The 18,900-nt window shown below is 66.2% G+C and carries 14 protein-coding genes; 4 read left to right on the forward strand and 10 right to left on the reverse strand.

The window, feature by feature from the left end:
• Positions 1-17 precede the first annotated feature (17 nt).
• Complete coding sequence (locus KHO41_RS23130; RefSeq protein WP_211955616.1) at positions 18-1,175, reverse strand: CaiB/BaiF CoA transferase family protein; 1,158 nt, start codon at positions 1,173-1,175, stop codon at positions 18-20.
• 280 nt (positions 1,176-1,455) lie between these two features.
• Here KHO41_RS23130 and argG point away from each other — a divergent pair, with 280 nt between their 5' ends.
• Positions 1,456-2,781: an argininosuccinate synthase gene (gene argG / locus KHO41_RS23135; protein WP_211955617.1), complete on the forward strand. Its 1,326-nt coding sequence runs from the start codon at positions 1,456-1,458 to the stop codon at positions 2,779-2,781.
• A gap of 874 nt (positions 2,782-3,655) precedes the next feature.
• On the opposite strand, the gene rraA is transcribed toward argG, so the two are convergent.
• The 3 genes from rraA to KHO41_RS23150 all read right to left on the reverse strand — a co-directional run bounded on the left by rraA (position 3,656) and on the right by KHO41_RS23150 (position 6,179).
• Positions 3,656-4,147, reverse strand: coding sequence for a ribonuclease E activity regulator RraA (gene rraA / locus KHO41_RS23140; protein WP_211955618.1), 492 nt, complete (start codon positions 4,145-4,147; stop codon positions 3,656-3,658).
• A 13-nt stretch (positions 4,148-4,160) separates the two neighbouring features.
• Complete coding sequence (locus KHO41_RS23145; RefSeq protein ID WP_211955619.1) at positions 4,161-5,153, reverse strand: tripartite tricarboxylate transporter substrate binding protein; 993 nt, start codon at positions 5,151-5,153, stop codon at positions 4,161-4,163.
• A gap of 114 nt (positions 5,154-5,267) precedes the next feature.
• On the reverse strand, positions 5,268-6,179 hold the full coding sequence (locus KHO41_RS23150) for a LysR family transcriptional regulator (protein WP_211955620.1): 912 nt from the start codon (positions 6,177-6,179) through the stop codon (positions 5,268-5,270).
• A 141-nt stretch (positions 6,180-6,320) separates the two neighbouring features.
• Between KHO41_RS23150 and KHO41_RS23155 the strand changes: the two genes are divergently transcribed.
• Both KHO41_RS23155 and KHO41_RS23160 read left to right on the forward strand, forming a co-directional pair.
• Positions 6,321-8,297: an aconitase family protein gene (locus KHO41_RS23155; protein ID WP_211955621.1), complete on the forward strand. Its 1,977-nt coding sequence runs from the start codon at positions 6,321-6,323 to the stop codon at positions 8,295-8,297.
• Between the two features lie 103 nt (positions 8,298-8,400).
• On the forward strand, positions 8,401-9,117 hold the full coding sequence (locus tag KHO41_RS23160; RefSeq protein ID WP_211955622.1) for an intradiol ring-cleavage dioxygenase: 717 nt from the start codon (positions 8,401-8,403) through the stop codon (positions 9,115-9,117).
• Positions 9,118-9,140: 23 nt separating this feature from the next.
• Here KHO41_RS23160 and KHO41_RS23165 read toward each other — a convergent pair whose 3' ends face one another.
• The 6 genes from KHO41_RS23165 to KHO41_RS23190 all read right to left on the reverse strand — a co-directional run bounded on the left by KHO41_RS23165 (position 9,141) and on the right by KHO41_RS23190 (position 17,092).
• Positions 9,141-9,542, reverse strand: a complete 402-nt coding sequence (locus KHO41_RS23165) for a YybH family protein (RefSeq protein WP_211955623.1) — start codon at positions 9,540-9,542, stop codon at positions 9,141-9,143.
• Positions 9,539-10,114 carry a M23 family metallopeptidase gene (locus KHO41_RS23170; protein WP_211955624.1) on the reverse strand — a complete coding sequence of 192 codons (576 nt, stop codon included), beginning with the start codon at positions 10,112-10,114 and terminating at the stop codon, positions 9,539-9,541. The genes KHO41_RS23165 and KHO41_RS23170 overlap by 4 nt, the downstream gene beginning before the upstream one ends.
• 681 nt (positions 10,115-10,795) lie before the next feature.
• The gene (locus tag KHO41_RS23175; protein ID WP_244873983.1) at positions 10,796-12,343 is read right to left on the reverse strand and encodes an efflux transporter outer membrane subunit; all 1,548 of its coding nucleotides are present in this window, start codon (positions 12,341-12,343) and stop codon (positions 10,796-10,798) included.
• Positions 12,344-12,358: 15 nt separating this feature from the next.
• On the reverse strand, positions 12,359-14,338 hold the full coding sequence (locus KHO41_RS23180) for a glycosyltransferase family 2 protein (RefSeq protein ID WP_211955625.1): 1,980 nt from the start codon (positions 14,336-14,338) through the stop codon (positions 12,359-12,361).
• Positions 14,339-14,340: 2 nt separating this feature from the next.
• Complete coding sequence (locus KHO41_RS23185) at positions 14,341-15,642, reverse strand: hypothetical protein (RefSeq protein ID WP_376989729.1); 1,302 nt, start codon at positions 15,640-15,642, stop codon at positions 14,341-14,343.
• A 118-nt stretch (positions 15,643-15,760) separates the two neighbouring features.
• Positions 15,761-17,092 carry an HlyD family secretion protein gene (locus KHO41_RS23190; protein ID WP_211955627.1) on the reverse strand — a complete coding sequence of 444 codons (1,332 nt, stop codon included), beginning with the start codon at positions 17,090-17,092 and terminating at the stop codon, positions 15,761-15,763.
• A gap of 574 nt (positions 17,093-17,666) precedes the next feature.
• Here KHO41_RS23190 and KHO41_RS23195 point away from each other — a divergent pair.
• Positions 17,667-18,716, forward strand: coding sequence for an aldo/keto reductase (locus KHO41_RS23195; RefSeq protein WP_211955628.1), 1,050 nt, complete (start codon positions 17,667-17,669; stop codon positions 18,714-18,716).
• Positions 18,717-18,900 lie beyond the last annotated feature (184 nt).

An 18,900-nucleotide genomic window follows, 5' to 3' on the forward strand; every position in this document is an offset into this window, starting at 1 on the left:
CAGGGTATCGATTCTGTTCAGGCCGGCGCGGTGTGTTCGCCCAGCAGCGGCGGCGGCTGCAGCGGTCCGGTGTGGCCAGCGAGCATGGGGTTGCGCACCATCGGGACGGTGCCCATCACGGGGTGCTCGGCGAATTGCTGCAGCCCGCGGTGGCGCACCTGCGGATGCGCGAACACTTCTTCCATGGTGTGGATCGGGCCCCACGGCACGCCGGCGGCATCGAAGGCATCGGTCCATGCGGTGCGCGTGCGTGTCGGGAAGATCTCCGTCAGCAGTGCGCGCAGTTGCGGCAGGTTCTCGATGCGCGCCGAGTTGGTCGCGTAGCGAGCGTCCTGCGCCAGTTCGGCCATGCCGGCGACTGCGCAGAAGCGGGCGAACTGCCCGTCATTGCCGATGGCGAGGATCAGGTAGCCATCCGCGCAGCGGAACACTTCGTACGGCGCGCAGTTCGGATGCGCATTGCCGCTGCGCTGCGGGTTCTCGCCCGACACCAGGTAATTGGCGCCCTGATTCGCGTTGAGCGCCACGGCTACATCGAGCAGCGCGATATCGAGGTGCTGGCCGACGCCGGTCGCCTGGCGCTGGTACAGCGCCGCCAGCACAGCCGAGGTCGCATACATGCCCGTACTCAGGTCCACCACCGCCACGCCGGTGCGCAGCGGCCCGGCACCGGGGCTGCCGTCAGGCTGGCCGGTATAGCTCATCAATCCGCCCATCCCCTGGAACACGTAGTCATAGCCGGGCTTGTCGGCCATCGGGCCGTCCTGGCCGAAGCCGGTGATCGACAGGTAGACCAGCCGTGGGTTGATCGCCTTGAGGCTGTCGTAGTCCAGTCCGTAGCGCCGCAGCGTGCCGACCTTGTAGTTTTCGACCAGCACATCGGCCTCGCGCGCCAGCTCGCGCACCTGCGCCGCGCCTGCGGGCGTGCCGTAGTCGATCGCCACCGAACGCTTGCCGCGATTGCAGCTGATGAAATAGCCGGACAGGCGCGCGTCGCTGCCGTCGGCAGCAGACATGTAGGGAGGGCCCCAGCCGCGCGTATCGTCGCCGCGCTCAGGGTGTTCGACCTTGGTCACCTCGGCACCGAGATCGGCCAGGTTCTGGGTGCACCAGGGTCCGGCCAGGATGCGCGACAGGTCCAGTACACGCACGCCTTCCAGGGCACGATGAAGCATGACAACTCCGCATTCGCAAAACAATGCGGCCGAGTATAGGGAGCGCCCCAGGGCCGAACCAGTCGAGAGTTTTTAAAGGCGCGTTCGCCGGTTTTGAACGGTCTCGCAGCGCCTGTCCGGACGCCGGGTTTGGCGCAAGCCCGCCGCCGTGTCACAATTCGCCTTTGGACCTTTCCGGCACCTTGATTCGGCCCGTGACTCGGCCGGCCGAGTCCCAGTGCTTCCGGCCCCGGCCGAAAGCCGCTCCAAGAGCCGACAAATTCACATAGATTTACTGGCGATGACTACCATCCTTCAGCACATTCCCACCGGCGAGCGCGTCGGCATTGCGTTCTCTGGCGGCCTGGACACCAGCGCGGCGCTTCTCTGGATGCGCCAGAAGGGCGCCATCCCTTACGCCTACACGGCCAACCTGGGCCAGCCCGACGAGCCTGACTACGACGACATCCCGCGCCGCGCCAAGGCCTACGGCGCCGAGGAAGCCCGTCTGGTCGACTGCCGCACGCAACTGGTCGCCGAAGGCATCGCTGCCCTGCAGTGCGGTGCGTTCCACATTTCGACCGCCGGCGTCACGTACTTCAACACCACCCCGATCGGCCGCGCCGTCACCGGCACCATGCTGGTTGCTGCGATGAAGGAAGATGGCGTCAACATCTGGGGCGATGGCAGCACGTTCAAGGGCAATGACATCGAGCGCTTCTACCGCTACGGCCTGCTGACCAACCCGGGCCTGCAGATCTACAAGCCGTGGCTGGATCAGCAGTTCATCGACGAACTGGGCGGCCGGACTGAAATGTCCGAGTTCATGCGCCAGAACGGGTTCGACTACAAGATGTCGACCGAGAAGGCGTATTCGACCGACTCCAACATGCTGGGCGCCACGCACGAAGCCAAGGACCTGGAGCACCTGGACTCGGGCATTCGCATCGTGCAGCCGATCATGGGCGTGCAGTTCTGGCGCGATGAAGTCGAAGTCAAGCGCGAGGAAGTCACCGTGCGCTTCGAGCAGGGCCAGCCGGTCGCGCTGAACGGCAAGACCTTCGCCAACAGCGTCGAGCTGTTTGCCGAAGCCAACGTCATCGGCGGGCGTCATGGCCTGGGCATGAGCGACCAGATCGAGAACCGCATCATCGAAGCCAAGAGCCGCGGCATCTACGAAGCCCCGGGGCTGGCACTGCTGTTCATCGCCTACGAGCGCCTGATCACCGGCATCCATAACGAAGACACCATCGAGCAGTACCGCGACAACGGCCGCCGCCTGGGCCGCCTGCTGTACCAGGGCCGCTGGTTCGACCCGCAGGCCATCATGCTGCGCGAAACCGCCCAGCGTTGGGTGGCGGGTGCCGTGACCGGCGAAGTGACCATCGAACTGCGCCGTGGCAATGACTACTCGATCCTGAACACCACCTCGCCGAACCTGACCTACAAGCCGGAACGGCTGACCATGGAAAAGGGTGAGTCGATGTTCACGCCGCTGGACCGTATTGGCCAGCTGACCATGCGTACGCTGGATATCGTGGATACCCGCGAGAAGCTGCAGACGTATGCGAAGACTGGGCTGCTGTCGTCGGCGGTTAGCGCTTCGTTGCCTAAGCTTGAAGACTGAGCGGTAGTTGTAGTGACGGCGCCGCGTGGATGCGCGGCGCACCATGGGAAAACCGGCACTTTGTGGTGCCGGTTTTTTGTTTTTGGGGCATGGGGTGAATTGATTGGCGTGTTGTGCTTGGCGGGCGCCGCTGTTTCGCCGGCGTAGCCGGCGAGTCACTTTTTGTCCGAGCGACAAAAAGTAACCAAAAAGCGCGTCGTTGCCGCTGGCCATCAATTCCACGGCGGCAGGAGTTCAAACGGCTTTGGACGCCTGCGATGGTGGTCAGTGGTTCGACCCTGCTACGCCATGTGATTCAGAACCTGTGCCTTGCGCGGCACGGCTTTTGGACGATCCCCAAGACGGACTCGGGTACAGCGTTTCAATCAGGTCAGTGGTGGGACGCCTTCGGCTGCGCTGCGCGCACGGCGTCGTCGGGATGTGAGCTCATCAACGTCGCTGGCGCCCAGGTTCGTCCAAGGTCCTTTCTCTACTTCGGCATGCCATGCGCGGGCATCGTCCCCGAGGCGTGGTTTGCCCTGGGCCCACGCGCTCAGACTAGGGCTCTGCGCGTAGCGCAGCCGAAGGCGATTACACGATGTGGGTAGTAGCAGGGGCCACAGACGCTTGCAGGGCTCGTCCAATCAGCGCTGTATTCCCACTCACGGTGGTGCCCCACGCGGCAGGCAGCGTAACGCACTCTGAAGCCTATACCCGTACAACACCCCTGGCCCACTACGATAAAAATTCGCCCCTTTGGGGCAACCAAAACGCGTTTTTGGTTACTTTTGTCGCTCGGACAAAAGTGACTCGCCGGCTACGCCGGCGAAACAGCAGCGCCTGCCAAGAACGATCCCCGCAATTCGGCGAAGACCCCTCTTCTCGTTGAGTCCACTCACATCAACCCAACATCCGAAATCAAAATCCCATCCGCGTCAGCATAAACATAATCCCCACTCCGGAACGCAATACCTGCGAACGCCAGCTCCACGCCACGTTCTCCCGCTCCATTCAAGCCACCCCGAATCGGTACGGCCCCGAGCGCCAGCACCCCAAAATCAATCCGACCCAGTGCTTCACAGTCGCGGATCGCACCATTCACCAGAACACCAGCCCAGCCATTGCCAAGCCCCAGCGCGGCCATCTTGTCGCCAAGGACGGCGACGCGCCTGCAACCACCGGCATCCACGACCAGCACCCGGCCTCGTCCGGGCTCGGCCAGGCACGACCGGATCAGGCCGGCATCCTCCAGGCATCGCACGGTTTCGATCATTCCGTGAAACGCGCGGCGTCCGCCGTAGTGCGTGAAGGGACTTTCAAAGCCTTGAACGTGGCCCGGAAAGCGGTCTGCCAGATCGCTGGTAAAGGCAGTGTTGGCATCGGTCATAGGGCAGGAGCGATCAGTTCAGCGTGGCGCCCGCCTGCTTGACGATGCGGGCGTGCTTGTCGAGTTCGCTCTTGAAGAACGGGACGGGGGCTTGCGAACCGGAGGTCGAAACCAGAACCCCTTGCTGGGCCAGCATGTCCTGTACTTGGCGCTCCAGCAGCGTCGCCCTGATCTTCGACTGCAGGTAGCCAACGTTTTGCGGCGACATGCCGGCTGGCCCGACAATCGCCAGCCACGCATCGAAGTTGTATTGCGGGACGCCGGATTCCGCGAGCGTGGGCACATCCGGCAATGCAGGCACGCGCTGCGCGGTGGAGACGGCAATGGCCTTCAGCTTGCCCGCCTTGATCAAGGGCAGCACGGTCTGCACGGTCAGGAATCCGATCTGCACCTGGCCGCCGATCAGATCAGTCGTGTAGTTGCCGGCGCCCTTGTACGGCACGTGGCTGATATTGACCTTCGCCTCGCTTGCGAACAGCTGTGCCGCCAGATGCAGAACGGTGCCGTTGCCGGAGGAGCCATAATTGAATTCGCCGGGCTTTGCCTTGAGCAACGCAACAAGCTCCCGCGTCGTGCTCGCGGGAACCGACGGATTCACGACCAGCACGAGGGGCAGCGTGCCGATCACCGCAATCGGGGTGATGTCCTTCAGGGCATCGTACGGCATGCTCTTGTAGATGAACGGATTGATCACGTGGTTCGAGGAGATCAATCCCAGCGTCGAACCGTCCCGCGGCGCGCGGACGATCTGCTGGGTTCCAGGTACCCCGCCGGCGCCCGGCAGGTTTTCCACGACAACCGAATGCCCCAGATTCCTGGAGAGCGACTGGCTCATGGCCCGCGCGACGGCATCCGCCTGGGAGCCGGCCTGGGTCGGCACGATCAGGCGCACGGGTTTCCCTTCAGGAGACTGGGCGCGCACGGAAGTGGCGGGCGCACAGAGCAGTGCAAGCGTGGCCAGAGCGGCTAGCGCGTTGCGCGCTTGCCGGGGCAATGAGGTTGGCATTCCATGTCTCCGTCTGTTGTGCGGCCCCGCCAATGCCGGCGAGGTCCTGTGTCGGACGGAGTGTAGTGCCGCGGTTGGCGGCAAAAAGAGTGCTAATCCGGTGGATCGGCTATCTCAGTCTGGCATAGCGTCTGCCCCGCCGGGCTGCCGCAGCGCTTCAATCAAGGCGGAAATCGCGCGTAGCCGCGGGTGCTTGTACGGAGCATAGACGATTAGCTGGCGGTCGCTCCACGGCTCGTCCAGGGGGATGCGCACAAACCGCGCTGCCCCCGCGTAGGCCGCGCTGGCGCTGGTGGGAAGGACCGCAATACCAAGTCCGGCCTCGATCATCCGGCACCCGGCCTCGAAGCTGGATACCGCAACGCTTTGCCGTAGCGGCAGGCGCAAATTCGCCGCCTGCTCGCGCAGTTCCTGGTCCAGCGCGCCGCCCTGCTGCACCACGACCAGGGGATGATCGAGCACCTCGGCGTACCGCAGGCGCCGCCGTTTGGCCAGGGAGTGGCCGACGGGCACCACGACATTGAGCGGATCGCTGGCAAAGTGCCAGGCATCGAGCCCCGCGGGCGCCTTGGCCGCGACGCCGATGCCGATATCGACCCGGTCGTCCATGCATGCGCGAATGCTGTCGGCCGTCGAGCGCTCGTACAGGGCAATCTCCACAAGCGGATGTGCGAGCTTGAAGCCGTGCAGACGCTCCGGCAGAAAGCCGATGATGGCTGACGGACTGGCCGAGAGCCGCACGATGCCGGCAATCTGGTCGCCAAGGTCCTGGACTTCGCGCGCGAAGGCAGCGATGTCCTCATTGAGCTTGCGCCCCAGTTCCAGCGCGCGCTCGCCAGCCCCCGTCAGTACCACGCCCGTGGGCGAGCGCACGAACAGCGCGACGCCAAGGCTGCGCTCGAGATCCGCGATGCGTCGGCTCAGCGCCGACTGCGCAATGTGTTCGGTCTCGGCAGCGCGCTTGATGGAGCCTTCGCGCGCAGCGGCGAGGAAGAGTTGAATGTTGACCGGATCGATCCGCTGCATGTCGGGGGTCTGTCGTATAAGGCAACCCAAGGCGAGGGGCACCCTGATATCTCGTCAGGCGATAGCGGCCATGCTACATCAGCGTTTCACGTTCCGGCACGGCGGCACGTAAAGTCCATGCATATCCCACAGGAGCCACTGATGAATGTCCTGGAGCGCCCTTGCCGCGTCCTGTATCTGGCCGACTCGCCGGCGGCCGTGGAACAGCAACTGGCGGGCCAGACCCTTACCCTGGAGACCGCCGGTGCGCTTCGCGACGATGTCTCGACCGACGAGATCACCCCGGTACCGATCCTGACGCACTACGACGATGCGCTGGGCCGATATCCGTACACCGGCTTCAAGGTTGGCGGCAGTCTTCCGTTCGCGCCGGACTCGGTGCGCAAGGGCCGATTCTCGGTGACGGTGGCGGGTCGTCGCTACGGCAAGGGTTCGTCGCGCGAGCATAGCCCGGCAGCGGAAAAGCTTGCCGGCATACAGCTCGTTGTCGCGAAAAGCTTCGAGCGCATCTATCGGCAGAACGCCGACAACATCGGGCTGTACACCTCGACGGATTTTGAGCTGCTCGAACGTATCGAGGCGGGACAACCGGTCACGCCGGAGATGCTCGTCGAGGGGCGGGACCCGCTAGCCGCGTCGATCCTGAGCCACGGTGGTCTGCTGCCGTTTGGGCGCAAGTACCTGACTAGCGTCGCGCCGACGTCCGAGGCCGAAAGCCATCGTCCACAAACGTTGTTCGAGAAGATCGTGCGCCGCAACCTGCTGGCTACGCCCGTGACGTCATCCGCCCCGGAGCCGGGCGATGGCATCTTCGTGCGCGCGCATTGGCGGTTCATTCACGAGTATTACACCGGCATGTGCGCGCACATGCTGCACAGTGCCTTCGGCAAACCGGTTCAACTGAAGCAGGCCGACCACATCGTCGTGTTCGAGGATCACACGTCCTACGTCAGGGAGAGCCCCGCCCATGTCCGTAACGGGCTGGTCGAAAACGTCGTGCAAATGCGGCATGCCCAGCGCGATTTCGTGCGCGACTATGGCCTGGCCTGCCATCGCACGCTGACCGAAGAGGAACCCGGCAACGATGACAGCCGCAACGCGGCAGGGATTTCGCACGCGATGATGGCAGAGCGGTACGTGTTGCCAGGACAGATCGTTGTCGGCACGGATTCCCACACGCCGCACAGCGGCGCACTCGGCTGCGTGGCCTTCGGTGTTGGCACGACAGACATGGCCAACGCGTTTGTCACGGGAGCAGTGCGCATGACGCTGCCCGAATCGATCCGCGTCGACCTGCATGGCGCCTTGCCGTCCGGCGTGACGGCCAAGGATGTCGTGCTGCACCTGCTGGCGCAACCCGCCATCCGATCGGGCGCGGGCGTCGGCAAGGTATTCGAGTTCACCGGGCCGGTGGTCAGCGCCATGAACGTGGACGAGCGCGCGACGCTCACGAATATGTGTGCCGAACTCGGTGGCTTCACGGGAATCGTTGCGCCGGATGCAGAAACCGTGCGTTTCCTGCGTGAGCGCCGGGGCATCGACTTCGTGCCCGAAGCATGGATGCGCAGCGACGACGACGCCGTCTACGCTGCGACGCTCGCGGTGGATTGCAGCGCGCTGACGCCGATGGTGGCCAGGCCCGGAGATCCGGGGAACGGACTGCCGCTGGGAGACCTCGACGCGCGAGTGCGGGTTGATATCGCGTACGGCGGATCATGCACCGCGGGCAAGCGCGAGGACTTCGACCAGTATCACGCGGTCTTCGAATGGGCTGCCGAACGCGGACTGCGCGTTCCGGCGCATGTGGCGCTGTATCTGCAGTTCGGCACGACCGATGTGCGGGACTACTGCCAGCGCAAGGGGTATATGGCTGCGTTCGAAGCCGTCGGCGCTCGCATCCTGCAGCCGTCGTGCGGCGCATGCGCCAATTGTGGTCCTGGCTCGTCCATCCGTACGGATCAGGTGACAGTCAGCTCGATCAACCGGAATTTCCCCGGCCGCTCGGGGCCTGGCCAGGTCTGGCTGGCCAGTCCGGCCACCGTCGCGGCCAGCGCGATCGCGGGGGAACTGGCTTCCTTTGAAGATCTCCGGCGGCGGCATCCTGGGCCTTCACGCTGAACGCTGCAAAGCGTAAAGCCCGACCCTTAGTGCGGCCACAGTCCTTTTTTCCTGCGGCAGGCGAGCATAGACTGGTGTCACGATGTCCCAAGGGGAGCTTCACATGACCGTCTCGTCTCCTGACGACCGCGAAAAGACCACTCGCCGCGAATTCCTTGGCGAACTCGGCACCCTGACCGCATTGGCAACGCTGGCCCCAGCCAGCGCGGCGCAGACGCTAAGCCCGAACGCCGCCGCCTGCCTGCTGACCCCCGCGGCCACCGAAGGCCCCTTCTATCTCAACGACGCTCAGCTGCGCAGTGACATCCGCGACGGCCGTCCCGGCCAACCATTGCGCCTGCGCTTGATGGTCGTCGATGCCGACCATGACTGCACGCCGGTGCAGGGTGCGCTGGTCAGTATCTGGCATTGCGATGCCGAGGGCAGCTACAGCGGTGAAGACGGGCCGCGCGACGCCACGCGTTTTCTGCGCGGCGTGCAGCCAACCAGCGCCGATGGCGCAGCGGCGTTTGTCACGATCTATCCCGGCTGGTACCGGCCGCGCGCGGTTCACATCCACTTCAAGGTGTTGCTCGCGAATGCCGAGGTGCTGACCAGTCAGCTCTACTTCAGCGATACGTTGAATCGCGAGGTGCTGGGCAGCCATCCGGCCTATCGCGCGCGCGGCGTGCCGACGCGTGGTAATGCGCAGGATGGGATCGCGGGCAGCCAGCCGCCCCTGGTGCACGTACGTAGCGGGCCGGAATGGCTGGATGGGGATTTCATCGTGGGCATCGCACGCGGTGGCGCCCAGCGCAGGGGCGTGCGGTCTTCCCTGTAAGTGCCGCGCCGCTCAACGTTCCGTCAGGGGGCTGACGGCGGACTCACGGCAAGCAGGTTGGCATCGCGGCTCAGCCGCCACCTGCCATCGTCCCCCCTGCGCAGCAGCGTGAGCGTGTAGCCCGAGCGATGCATCGCCTTGCCGTCGGGCGGCGTGATGGTCAGGTCGATGAAATTGCGCAGGTAGGCCCAGTCGCCGACCACCTGCAGTTCGCGGATGTCATAGCTGCCTTGCATCTTGACACCGGTCATGCCCGCGGATGCCTGCGCGAAGGCGGCCTTGCCGAAAGGCTCCTGCCCGGGGGCCATGAAGACGACATCGTCGGTCATCAGGTCCAGCACCGTGTCGGTATCGCCGCGCTGGCTCGCAGTGAACCAGGCCTCGACCAGTTCACGGATGGCGCGTTCGTCGTCTGCGGGATTCATGGCTGCCTCGCTTGTTGGCCCCTGCCTGCAGGCGTCTGTGCCGGCACAGCAAGCAGCGGATAGGGATTGATGGCGCCGCCGGCCGTGTAGATGCCGTAGTGCAGGTGCGGCGGCGTGCCCTGCGCATTGCCGGTATTGCCGACGTAACCGAGCACCGCGCCCGGCATCACGCGGTCTCCGGCACTGTGCTCGCCGTAACGGTCAAGGTGAGCATAGTAGTGCATCTGGCGGCCCGGGCCCACGACCCACACAGCCTTGCCGCCAAGCCGGTTGGTGCCGACACGCGTCACCAGTCCTTCGGTAGCCGAGAGCACTGGCCTGCCGCGTGGCGCGAAGATGTCGATGCCCTCATGCCGGCGCCCCCCGCTACGCGCGCCACCCCAGGTATCGCGCAGGTCGGCGGCACGTACGCCGGCCACCGGAACTGGCAGCGTTTGCGGCGCCGGCAGGGTGGCGAGCCGGGTCGCATACCACACGGTCATCAGCGCGCCGCTCAGCACAGGCCACGCCATCCAGGCGAGGGCGGCGGCGGCCAGCCATGCGGTGCGGCGCAACCAGTGCGAAGGGGTCATGGTGAACTCGGACGTTGTTGAGTGATGACGGCACGGTGTCGTTCCCGACGCAAGGGACATACCGCGCCTGCAAAGGCGGAATTCTTGCCTGGAACTCCTCTCGATGGTCATGCGCCATTGCACTTAGGGAATTTTCTACATCAACGGGAAGTTCTTACGTTGCCACAGAAAGCATGACCCGAGACGAGATAGGCAAACCAAAGCACATATGCCGGGTTTGTAGCCGGAGGCAACGTTGGTATGGCAGTTGCCTTTGCCAACACAGGATCGGCGTGGAGAGCGGGTCCGGCTCAAGGCTGGCCTCCCGGCCGGTCACCAAGGCTTAGATGGAGGAAAGCATGAGCAAGAAAATACTGATTTGCATGATGGCGGCGGCCACATTTGGCTCGCTGGCGGGCTGCAGTGCGACCGGGACGGCGTCCGGTTCGGGCGCGGGCGGGGGCACGCTGACTGGCTCGGGCTCAGTCACAGACAACACCGGCAGCCATCCGCGAAGCGGCTATGGTACGGCGCCAGGCGCGACGTCAAGCGGTGGTACAGCCAGTGGCGCCACATCAGGGGGCACGTCGTCCACTGCGCCACGCTATTGAGATGGTGTGAGATAGCGGTACAGAGGATCTGTCATGGCGGGCACCGGCGATCGTCGACGGTGCCCGTTTTGCATGCCCTCTGCGTGCGCGTTCAACGGGAAGCCGTGCCGATCCTGACTGGTGCGCCGGCGGCCTGAGCCGTGGGCGCCGAAGATTGTGCGGCCGGCACGGCTGCCCTGGCCGAGGTCTGGGACCAGCCTCCACCGAGCGCTTTGTAGAGATCGACGCGGCTCGTCAACCGCGCAAGCCGGATGGTGACCAGCGTCTGCTGGGCCGAATAAAGCTGGCGCTGCGCGTCGAAAACCGGGAAGTAGTTGTCCACGCCGTTGCGAAACCGCATCTCTGACAGGCGCCGCGTTTCTTCGATCTCGCGAGAGAGCGCTTCCTGCGCCGCCGCCTGGCGGTCGTAGGTGCCGCGGGCCGCGAGGCCGTCCGCCACTTCGCGGAACGCCTGCTGGATGGTCTTTTCATAGGCGGCGACGTTGATGTCCTTCTGCACCTTGGACGCGTCGAGCCTGGCCTGGTCGGCCCCGCCATGGAAGATCGGCATGGTGAGCTGGGGCGCGAACGCCCACGCCATGCCGCTCGAGAACAGCCCCGCCAGCGCGGTGCTCGCCACGCCGATCGCCGCGGTCAGCGTAATGCTCGGGAAGAAGGCCGCGCGCGCCGCGCCGATGTCGGCGTTGGCAGCTTTCAGCCGATGCTCGGCGGCCATGATGTCAGGCCGTTGCTCGAGCAGCGCCGAGGGCAGGCCAGGCGGCAGCTCGGCGACGAAGGACGTATTCTCGAACGGTTGTGGCGGCGGCAGGTCCGCCGGCAACTGCGTACCTACCAGCAGCGTCAGCGCATTCTCGTCCTGCGCGACCTGACGTGTGTACTGTTCGACGCCGACGCGTGCAGTTTCGAGCTGCGTCTGCGCGCGATGCATGTCGATCTGCGCCATGCCGCCCGCGCGCTTGCTGCGCTCGACCATCTGCACGGTGTCTTGCTGGACCTTCAGCGTGTCCTGCGAGATCTTCAGCAGCGCCCGGTCCGCCTGCAGCGTCAGGTAGGCGCTTGCCACCTCGGCAACCAGGCTGATCTGCGCGCTGCGTTGCACCTCCTGCACGGCGAGGTATTGCTCCAGCGCTTCATGCTTGAGGCTGCGCACGCGGCCGAACACATCGAGTTCAAAGGCATTGAAGCCGACGCCGGCAGCATAGGCGTGGATGACCGATGACTGCGCCCCCTGGCCGATCAGCGCGCCAGGCACGCGCGTGGCAACCGTGCTCGCGTTGGCGTCGAGCGATGGGAACTGCGCTGCCCGCTGGATGCGGTATTGCGCGCGCGCCTGGTCGATCGCCAGTGTCGCCATGCGCAGGTCGCGGTTATTGGCCAGCGCCAGTTCGATCAGCCGGCGCAGGCCCGGATCGGTGAAGAAGTCTTCCCATCCGAGGCTGGCAGCCGGCGTTTGCGTCTGCGTCTGTGCCTGCGCGCCAGTGCCTTGTACATAGGCCGCGCCGGTTGGCCAGGCATTGGGCACCGGCTGCGCGGGACGCTCGTAGGTGGGCTCCAGTGTGCAGGCTGTCAGCGCCAGCGGAATGGCCACTGTCGCGATGCGCAGGAGAGGCGGGAAGGTCCGGGTTTGCTGTGCTTTCATGTCGCTTATCCGTGGTCAGCCGGCAAAGGCGCGGCGCAGCAACTGTGCGATGGCGACGCGCGGCCTGCCCTGATTGGCAATGTTGTGGGCGGGCTCGCTGAACAGCAGCCGGATCAGCCGGTGCCGTGCGGCCATGTCGGGCCGCAGCGACACGCCGACGAGCCCGTCGCGCGTGCGGGCGACCTGGCACGGCACCCAGCCCAGCGACGCCAGCCAGAACGCGCCTTCGGCGCCAGGCCGGATATCGGCCGCGCGCGCGCAGAACAGCCCGGCGCCGTTGCAGGAGAGGTCCTGCGTCACGCCAGCGAACTCGCGCGGCGTGCCGTCGGCCCCGTGCAGGCGCAGCAGCGCGCGCGCCCGGTACGGGAAGCGCTCCTCCTTGCGCGGTCGCGGCAGTTCGAAGCACACCAGCAGCGATGCCAGGTAAAGCACCATCGACACGACAGTCCACGCGATGTTGAACGACACGCCCGGTGCGTCGGCATCTGCGGCGACAGCGCGCGCGAGCCCCATGCCGGTCAGCACGAACAGCGCACCGTACAGCGCGGCGAACCTGCCGTGCACGACCAGCTTCGACCGGTCGAGTCCCTTGTTGGTGACCTTGAACGGCCGCCCGAACGGCTTGATCACCGCACTGGCCAGCGTGGCGGTCACCGCCAGCGCCGCGACGATCTGCGTCACCTCGGTGAAGATCGGCATCGCGCGCGACCCGGTCACCCAGATGCTGTAGGCCCAGTACAGCAGCAGCGCAGGCACGCCGTAGGCAAGGAACTGCAGCGGATCGCCATATAGCGTCGGCACGTCGAAGTACCAGTACAGCAGCGGTCCCGCCAGCAGCATCAGCGTGAACGGCCGGCTGATCCAGTGCAGCAGCCCATGTATGTAGTGCAGGCGCTGCAGGCCGGTGTAGCCGCGCCCGCGCAGCGGCCCGTCGGCGGTCAGCGCGACCTGGATGGTGCCCAGGCCCCAGCGGCTGCGCTGGCTGATGTATTCGGGCAGGCCTTCGGCGGAAAGGCCCACGCTCAGGCGCTCGTTCAGCCAGCGCGTGGTGTAGCCGTGCGGCATGAGCCGGTAGGTCAGGTGGATATCTTCCGTCACGGTGCCGGTCGGAAAGCCGCCGATGCGCGCGAGCGCTTCGCGCCGTACCACGAACGAGGTGCCGATGCAGAACGCCGTGCCCCACGCATCCTTGGCCGGCTGCATGATGTCGAAGAACGCGCGCTGTTCGTCGACCCAGCATTCGGTCGAGCGCAGGTTGTACTGGATGGGGTCGGCGTTGTAGTAGAACTGCGGCGTCTGCACCACGCCCACGGCGGGGTCGTCGAACAAGCCGACGATGCGCAGCAGGATGTTGCGGTTGGGCGCGAAGTCCGCGTCGAGCACCATGATGAACGGCGCGCCGCCGCCGCGCTGTGCCGCACTGTGCATCAGGCCGTTGTTGAGGTTGCCGGCCTTGGCATGCGTGTTATCGGGCCGCGTCACGTAGCAGGCGCCAACACGCGCGCAGTACGCCTTGAGCCAGTCGCGCCGCGTGTCGTCCAGCACCCACACGCGAAAGTTCGGATAGTCGATCGCCAGCGCCGAGACGATCGTTTTCTCGAGTACGTCCAGCCCTTCGTTGTAGGTCGCGATGAAGATGTCCACGGCCGGTGCCGGGCGGCTGCGCCGCAGCATGGCCTCGCTGGCATCGGCGGCGGCGCTGTGGTCCGAGGTGCGCGTCAGCGTGATGATGGAGATCAGCGTGTAGGCGATGGTCAGGGATTCGAAGCCGAAGAATGCGTGCGCCCACAGGCTCGGGAAATCCATGCGCCAATCCGGCAGCGTCTGCGACGCGCGCCACACGTAGTACACCACCAGCAGAACCCCTGCGGCGGTGCCGAACAGCCATCGGTCCGCGGCACGGTGGCGGTCACCGCGCAGGCACAGCACCGCGATCAGGAAGGCGCCGGCATTGATCTGCACCAGCATGCGGTTTTCGAGAAAGTAGGCGAACATCGTCACTCCGTGCGTGTGTCGTCGGGCGGGGCCTGCGCCTGTGCGGCGACGGTCTTGCACGCCGGGCAATTGCCGCCGGGCTGGAACGGATTCCAGCCCGAAGCGGCGAGCACGGCCCAGGCGGTCGCGCCAAGGTGTGGCAGGTGGTAGTAGTAGAAGTCTTCCGTGGTCGAATCCGGCCCGATGGACAGACCGGTGCGGATGCGCGGTTCGGGCGTCGCAAACAACATGCCGGACGGTGCGCGTTGCGCGAGCAGCAGCGGCCACAGCGCGCGCGCTTCTTCGCCGCGGCCGCTGGCGCGCAGCACCAGCGCGGCCTGGCCCGTGCCCTCGGTCCACATGCCATCGGGCCGCGCGTTGAAGCCATAGCCGCCGCCTGCGGCATGGTGTGCGCGTGTCCAGTCGAGCGCGCGTCGCCACGATGCCGCCGACTCGGGCACCGCGATCAGCGGCCACAGTGACGCGTCCAGCGCCGACGGTTCGCCATTGAGCGTGCGGCCGTCGTCGCGCGTGCCGATCGCGAAGCGGCCATCGCCTGGCTGCCACATCGCGTCGACGAACCCGCGCGCGCGCTGCGCCGCGGCATTCCAGCGCGCGTCGCCGGTACGCAGCGCAAGCCAGCGGAACGCGGCATAGGCATCGACGTTGTGCTCGGTCGACTTCCAGCCCTGGCGGCGCGGCGTCGGCTCATGGCCGAAGTAGCCTCCGATGTAGCCGGCCGGGCTTTCGCTGCCGAAGGTCTGCTTGTCGATCCATGTCATCAGCGTCGCGGCGGTGTCGAGGTAGCGGCGCTCATGCGTGGCTTCGTAGGTGGCCAGCAGCAGCAGCGCTGCCCAGGCGACATTGCCGGTCGCGGTGCCGACCTGGTAGGCGTCTTCGAACCAGCGCTTGCTCGGGGCATCCCACCAGCCGGGCATCGGTACCGGTCCATCGGGTACGGCGCCGGCACGATAGGCATTGCGCACGCGGCCGTCGTGGTAGTGGCGGTCGCGCGTGGCGCCCGCCACCACGCCGTCGGCGATACGGCGCGCGGCGTCCGGCTGGCCGCACGCGATCAGCGCCACGCCGGCCAGCGCGTTGTCGTAGACGAACGCGGATTGCTGCAGCGGTGGCGGCAGCGGCTCGCCGCCGGGCGCGGGCTCGTAGCTGCCGAGCATCACGGGGCCCTTGCCGGGCACGGCGGCCACGCGTGCCGCCAGTGTCTTGCAGCCGTCGCGCAGCAACTGCTCGCGCGCCTGCGGTGCCGGCGTGGTGGCGGGTGCTGCCGCGGCCGTCGCGCTCAACGCGGAGCACGCCAGCAGCATTGCCGCGAGCAGCCCGGCGTGGCGCGCGGGAAGGGTCCGGATCGGACAGGTCGGGATCGTATGACGCTGCACGGTGTCCTCCATCCTGCGGGCGTTCGCGTTGACGTCGATAGCGGGCTCAGATCAGGCTGCTCAGCCACGAACTGTTCAGGCTGACCTTGGCCCAGTGGCCCAGCGCGCAGCGGTCGGTCTCCTGCGTGCCGGTTGCGGGGAGGTCGGGCAGCGGCTTGTCGAGTCGCGCGATCAGGTAGACCTCGTTCTTCTCGATCGGCGGGAAGGGCACGAAGTAGCGCGCCTGATCGCCGTCGGGCGCGCGTGGCAGGACTTCGGCCACCGCACCGGACACGGGCTTGCCCACGCCATCCACGTGCACCGTGACGCGTGTGCCGGGCAGCAGATCCTTGCTCAGGCTGCGCGGGAATACCGCGACCACGCGGGGCTGGCTGCAGTTGGTCGTGCGCATCAGCGTGGCGCCCGCCGCGACACGCGTTCCCGGCGGCGCCAGCACGTCTTCGACCACGCCGTTGGTATAGGCCTTGATTTCCAGGTTCGAAACGCGGTCCAGCCGCTCCTGCTCGGCGGCGACCATCTTGTCGACGGATTCGCCGTATTCCTGCAACTGCGCGATCTCCGACTGCTCCTGGGCGATGCTCGCGCGCAGTTCGTCCTGGCGCTGCACCAGCGCACCGACGGCACCGTCGGCGCTGCTCATGTAGACCTTGCCGCGCGCCGCCTCGCTGCTGCCGCGCGCGCTCTCCAGCTCCGCCTGGATCGCATCGCGCTGGCCGGCCAGCACGGTGAGCTGGTTGCGCGAGGCATCGGTATAGGCTTCGCTGACCGCGCCGGCCCATTGCATGGCCTGGTTGCGGTTGACCACGTCTTCCTGCTGGTCGATCTGCTGGCGCGCGACGGCAAGCTTCGCCTCGATGCCCTTGATGCGCGATGCGTGTTCACGCTGCGCCGCCGACTGGTAGCGCTGGATTTCCTGGGTCGTCGACGCGAGCCGGGTCTGGTCCGAAGCGAGCTTGGCCCGCGCCGCCTCCAGGCGCGTCTGGTTGTCGAGCCGTTTGCCCGTCAGGTCCACCAGCAGCGCTCGGTCCAGGTTCGAGTTCTGCAGCGTCATCAGCGGCTGTCCGGCCGAAAACGTACCGCCCATGGCGACGGCCTGGCGCGTGACGACGCCTTCGACCGGCGTGGTCACCAGGTTGACCGGGCTGTTGACCACGGCGCGCTCGGATGAGCGATTGAATACCGGGGGAAACATCACGGACAGGATGACCCAGATGATGAAGGCGACCATCCCGTAGCTGGCCACGCGCGGCACGATCTGCCACAGCGGCCTCAGGCCGATCTCGCGACTTCGTCGGCGTACCAGCGGCTCCTCGGCCTTCGCTGGGGGCGGCTGCATCCGGGCCGGCAACATGGGCCGAGGGTCTGGCTTCTTGTTCATGGCATCCTCACGCACGTAAAGGCTTCCCCCGCCGCCGCGACAGGGATCGAGGCAGCACGGGCGATCGTTACCCGCACGCGGCCCTGCGGCCTTGCGCGCAAGCGTGGTCGTCATCCCCCAAACAACTGTTTCTTATCCACCGCGTCCCCTGGCCAGCGTGGGCAAGGGACGGGACTGCTGTGCGACCGGGAAAGCCGGTCTGGTGTTTGGCCCGCGTCATGCTGAAGCGGCTAACGCGAGCGGAAGAGCGAGGCGCGAACGCCATTGATCCCCGGCATGTTGCATTGCGACGTTGCTGCCCGGAGCGTTTCAAGGCTATGCAAGACGCCGCATAACTGCTGTAAGAATGTGTAAGGGCTGTATATCGCACCACTTTACGAGGCGCGATATCGTCGATGCGATAAACGGCGTCCATCGGCTTCGCCCGCACGATGGACATTGCGCATCGACGGCACTGTTATTGGGCATGGGGGCGTCTGCGCGTTTCGCGCATTCGCGGCAAAATGCCAGACCGGCCGCGCTGCCGGCAATACGAACATTACGGACATTGATCTTGCAAAAGAGGGAAACCGCCATGCCTGACATCGCCACGCACGACGTGCCATATCGCCGCCTTGGTACCAGCAACCTGAAGGTCTCCGCGCTGTGCCTGGGGACCATGATGTTCGCCGACCAGACCGACGAAGCCGAAGCGGCGCGCATCGTCGCCAGCGCGCGCGAGCATGGGGTGAACTTCATCGATACTGCCGACGTCTATAGCAAGGGCGCGTCCGAACAGATGGTCGGGCGCCTGCTTGCGGGCGATCGGCACGATTGGGTGCTGGCGACCAAGCTCGGCAACCCCATGCAGGCGCGACCAAACCAATCGCACTATTCGCGCGTGTGGATCCTGCGAGAAGCCGAGGAGAGCCTGCGCCGCCTGGCCACCGACTACATCGACATCCTGTACCTGCACCGCGACTACGCGGGCGAGAACCTCGAGGAAGCCGTACGTGCGATGGGCGATCTCGTGCGCGCGGGCAAGATCCGCTACTGGGCCGTCTCGAACTTCCGCGGCTGGCGCATTGCCGAGATCGCGCGGCTGTGCGACCAGCTCGGCGTGCCGCGCCCGGTGGCCTGCCAGCCGTACTACAACCTGCTCAACCGCATGCCGGAAGTCGAGATCCTGCCCGCGTGCGAACACTATGGCCTGGGCGTGGTGCCATACAGCCCCGTCGCGCGCGGCGTGCTGACCGGCAAGTACCAGCCGGGCCAGGCACCGGCCAGCGGCACGCGTGCGGGCCGCGCCGACCGCCGCATGATGCAAACCGAGTTCCGCGAGGAATCGCTCATCATCGCGCAGCAACTCAAGGTGCATGCCGAGGCGCGCGGCCTCACGCCGGGCCAGTTCGCCACGGCATGGGTGCTCGCCAATCCGATCATCACGTCGGTGATTGCGGGCCCGCGCACGCTGGCGCAGTTCGAAGATTACTTCGGCGCGATGAACGTGGCCATTTCGCCCGAAGAAGAAGCCATGGTCGATGCGCTGGTCACGCCGGGCCATGCGTCGACGCATGGTTACAACGACCCGAGCTACCCGTTCGGGGGGCGCCCGGTACCCGTGGCGGCACCGCCAGCTGCCTGAGTCGCGGCCAAGTGGACGATGCGTGGCTCGCTGCCGGCGATGTTTTGTGGCAACAGCCGCGCAAGGGCTCACGCTCTCCCTGCGCCGCGCGCGCGTTCCTACTAATATTCAGTAAAGCGGTGTGCGCAACGGTTGCGCACCACCCAAGCACTTGGGACCGGCGTGAAGACCGCGCCGAGGGTGC

This window comes from Cupriavidus numazuensis, assembly GCF_905397435.1.
Lineage (GTDB): Bacteria > Pseudomonadota > Gammaproteobacteria > Burkholderiales > Burkholderiaceae > Cupriavidus > Cupriavidus numazuensis.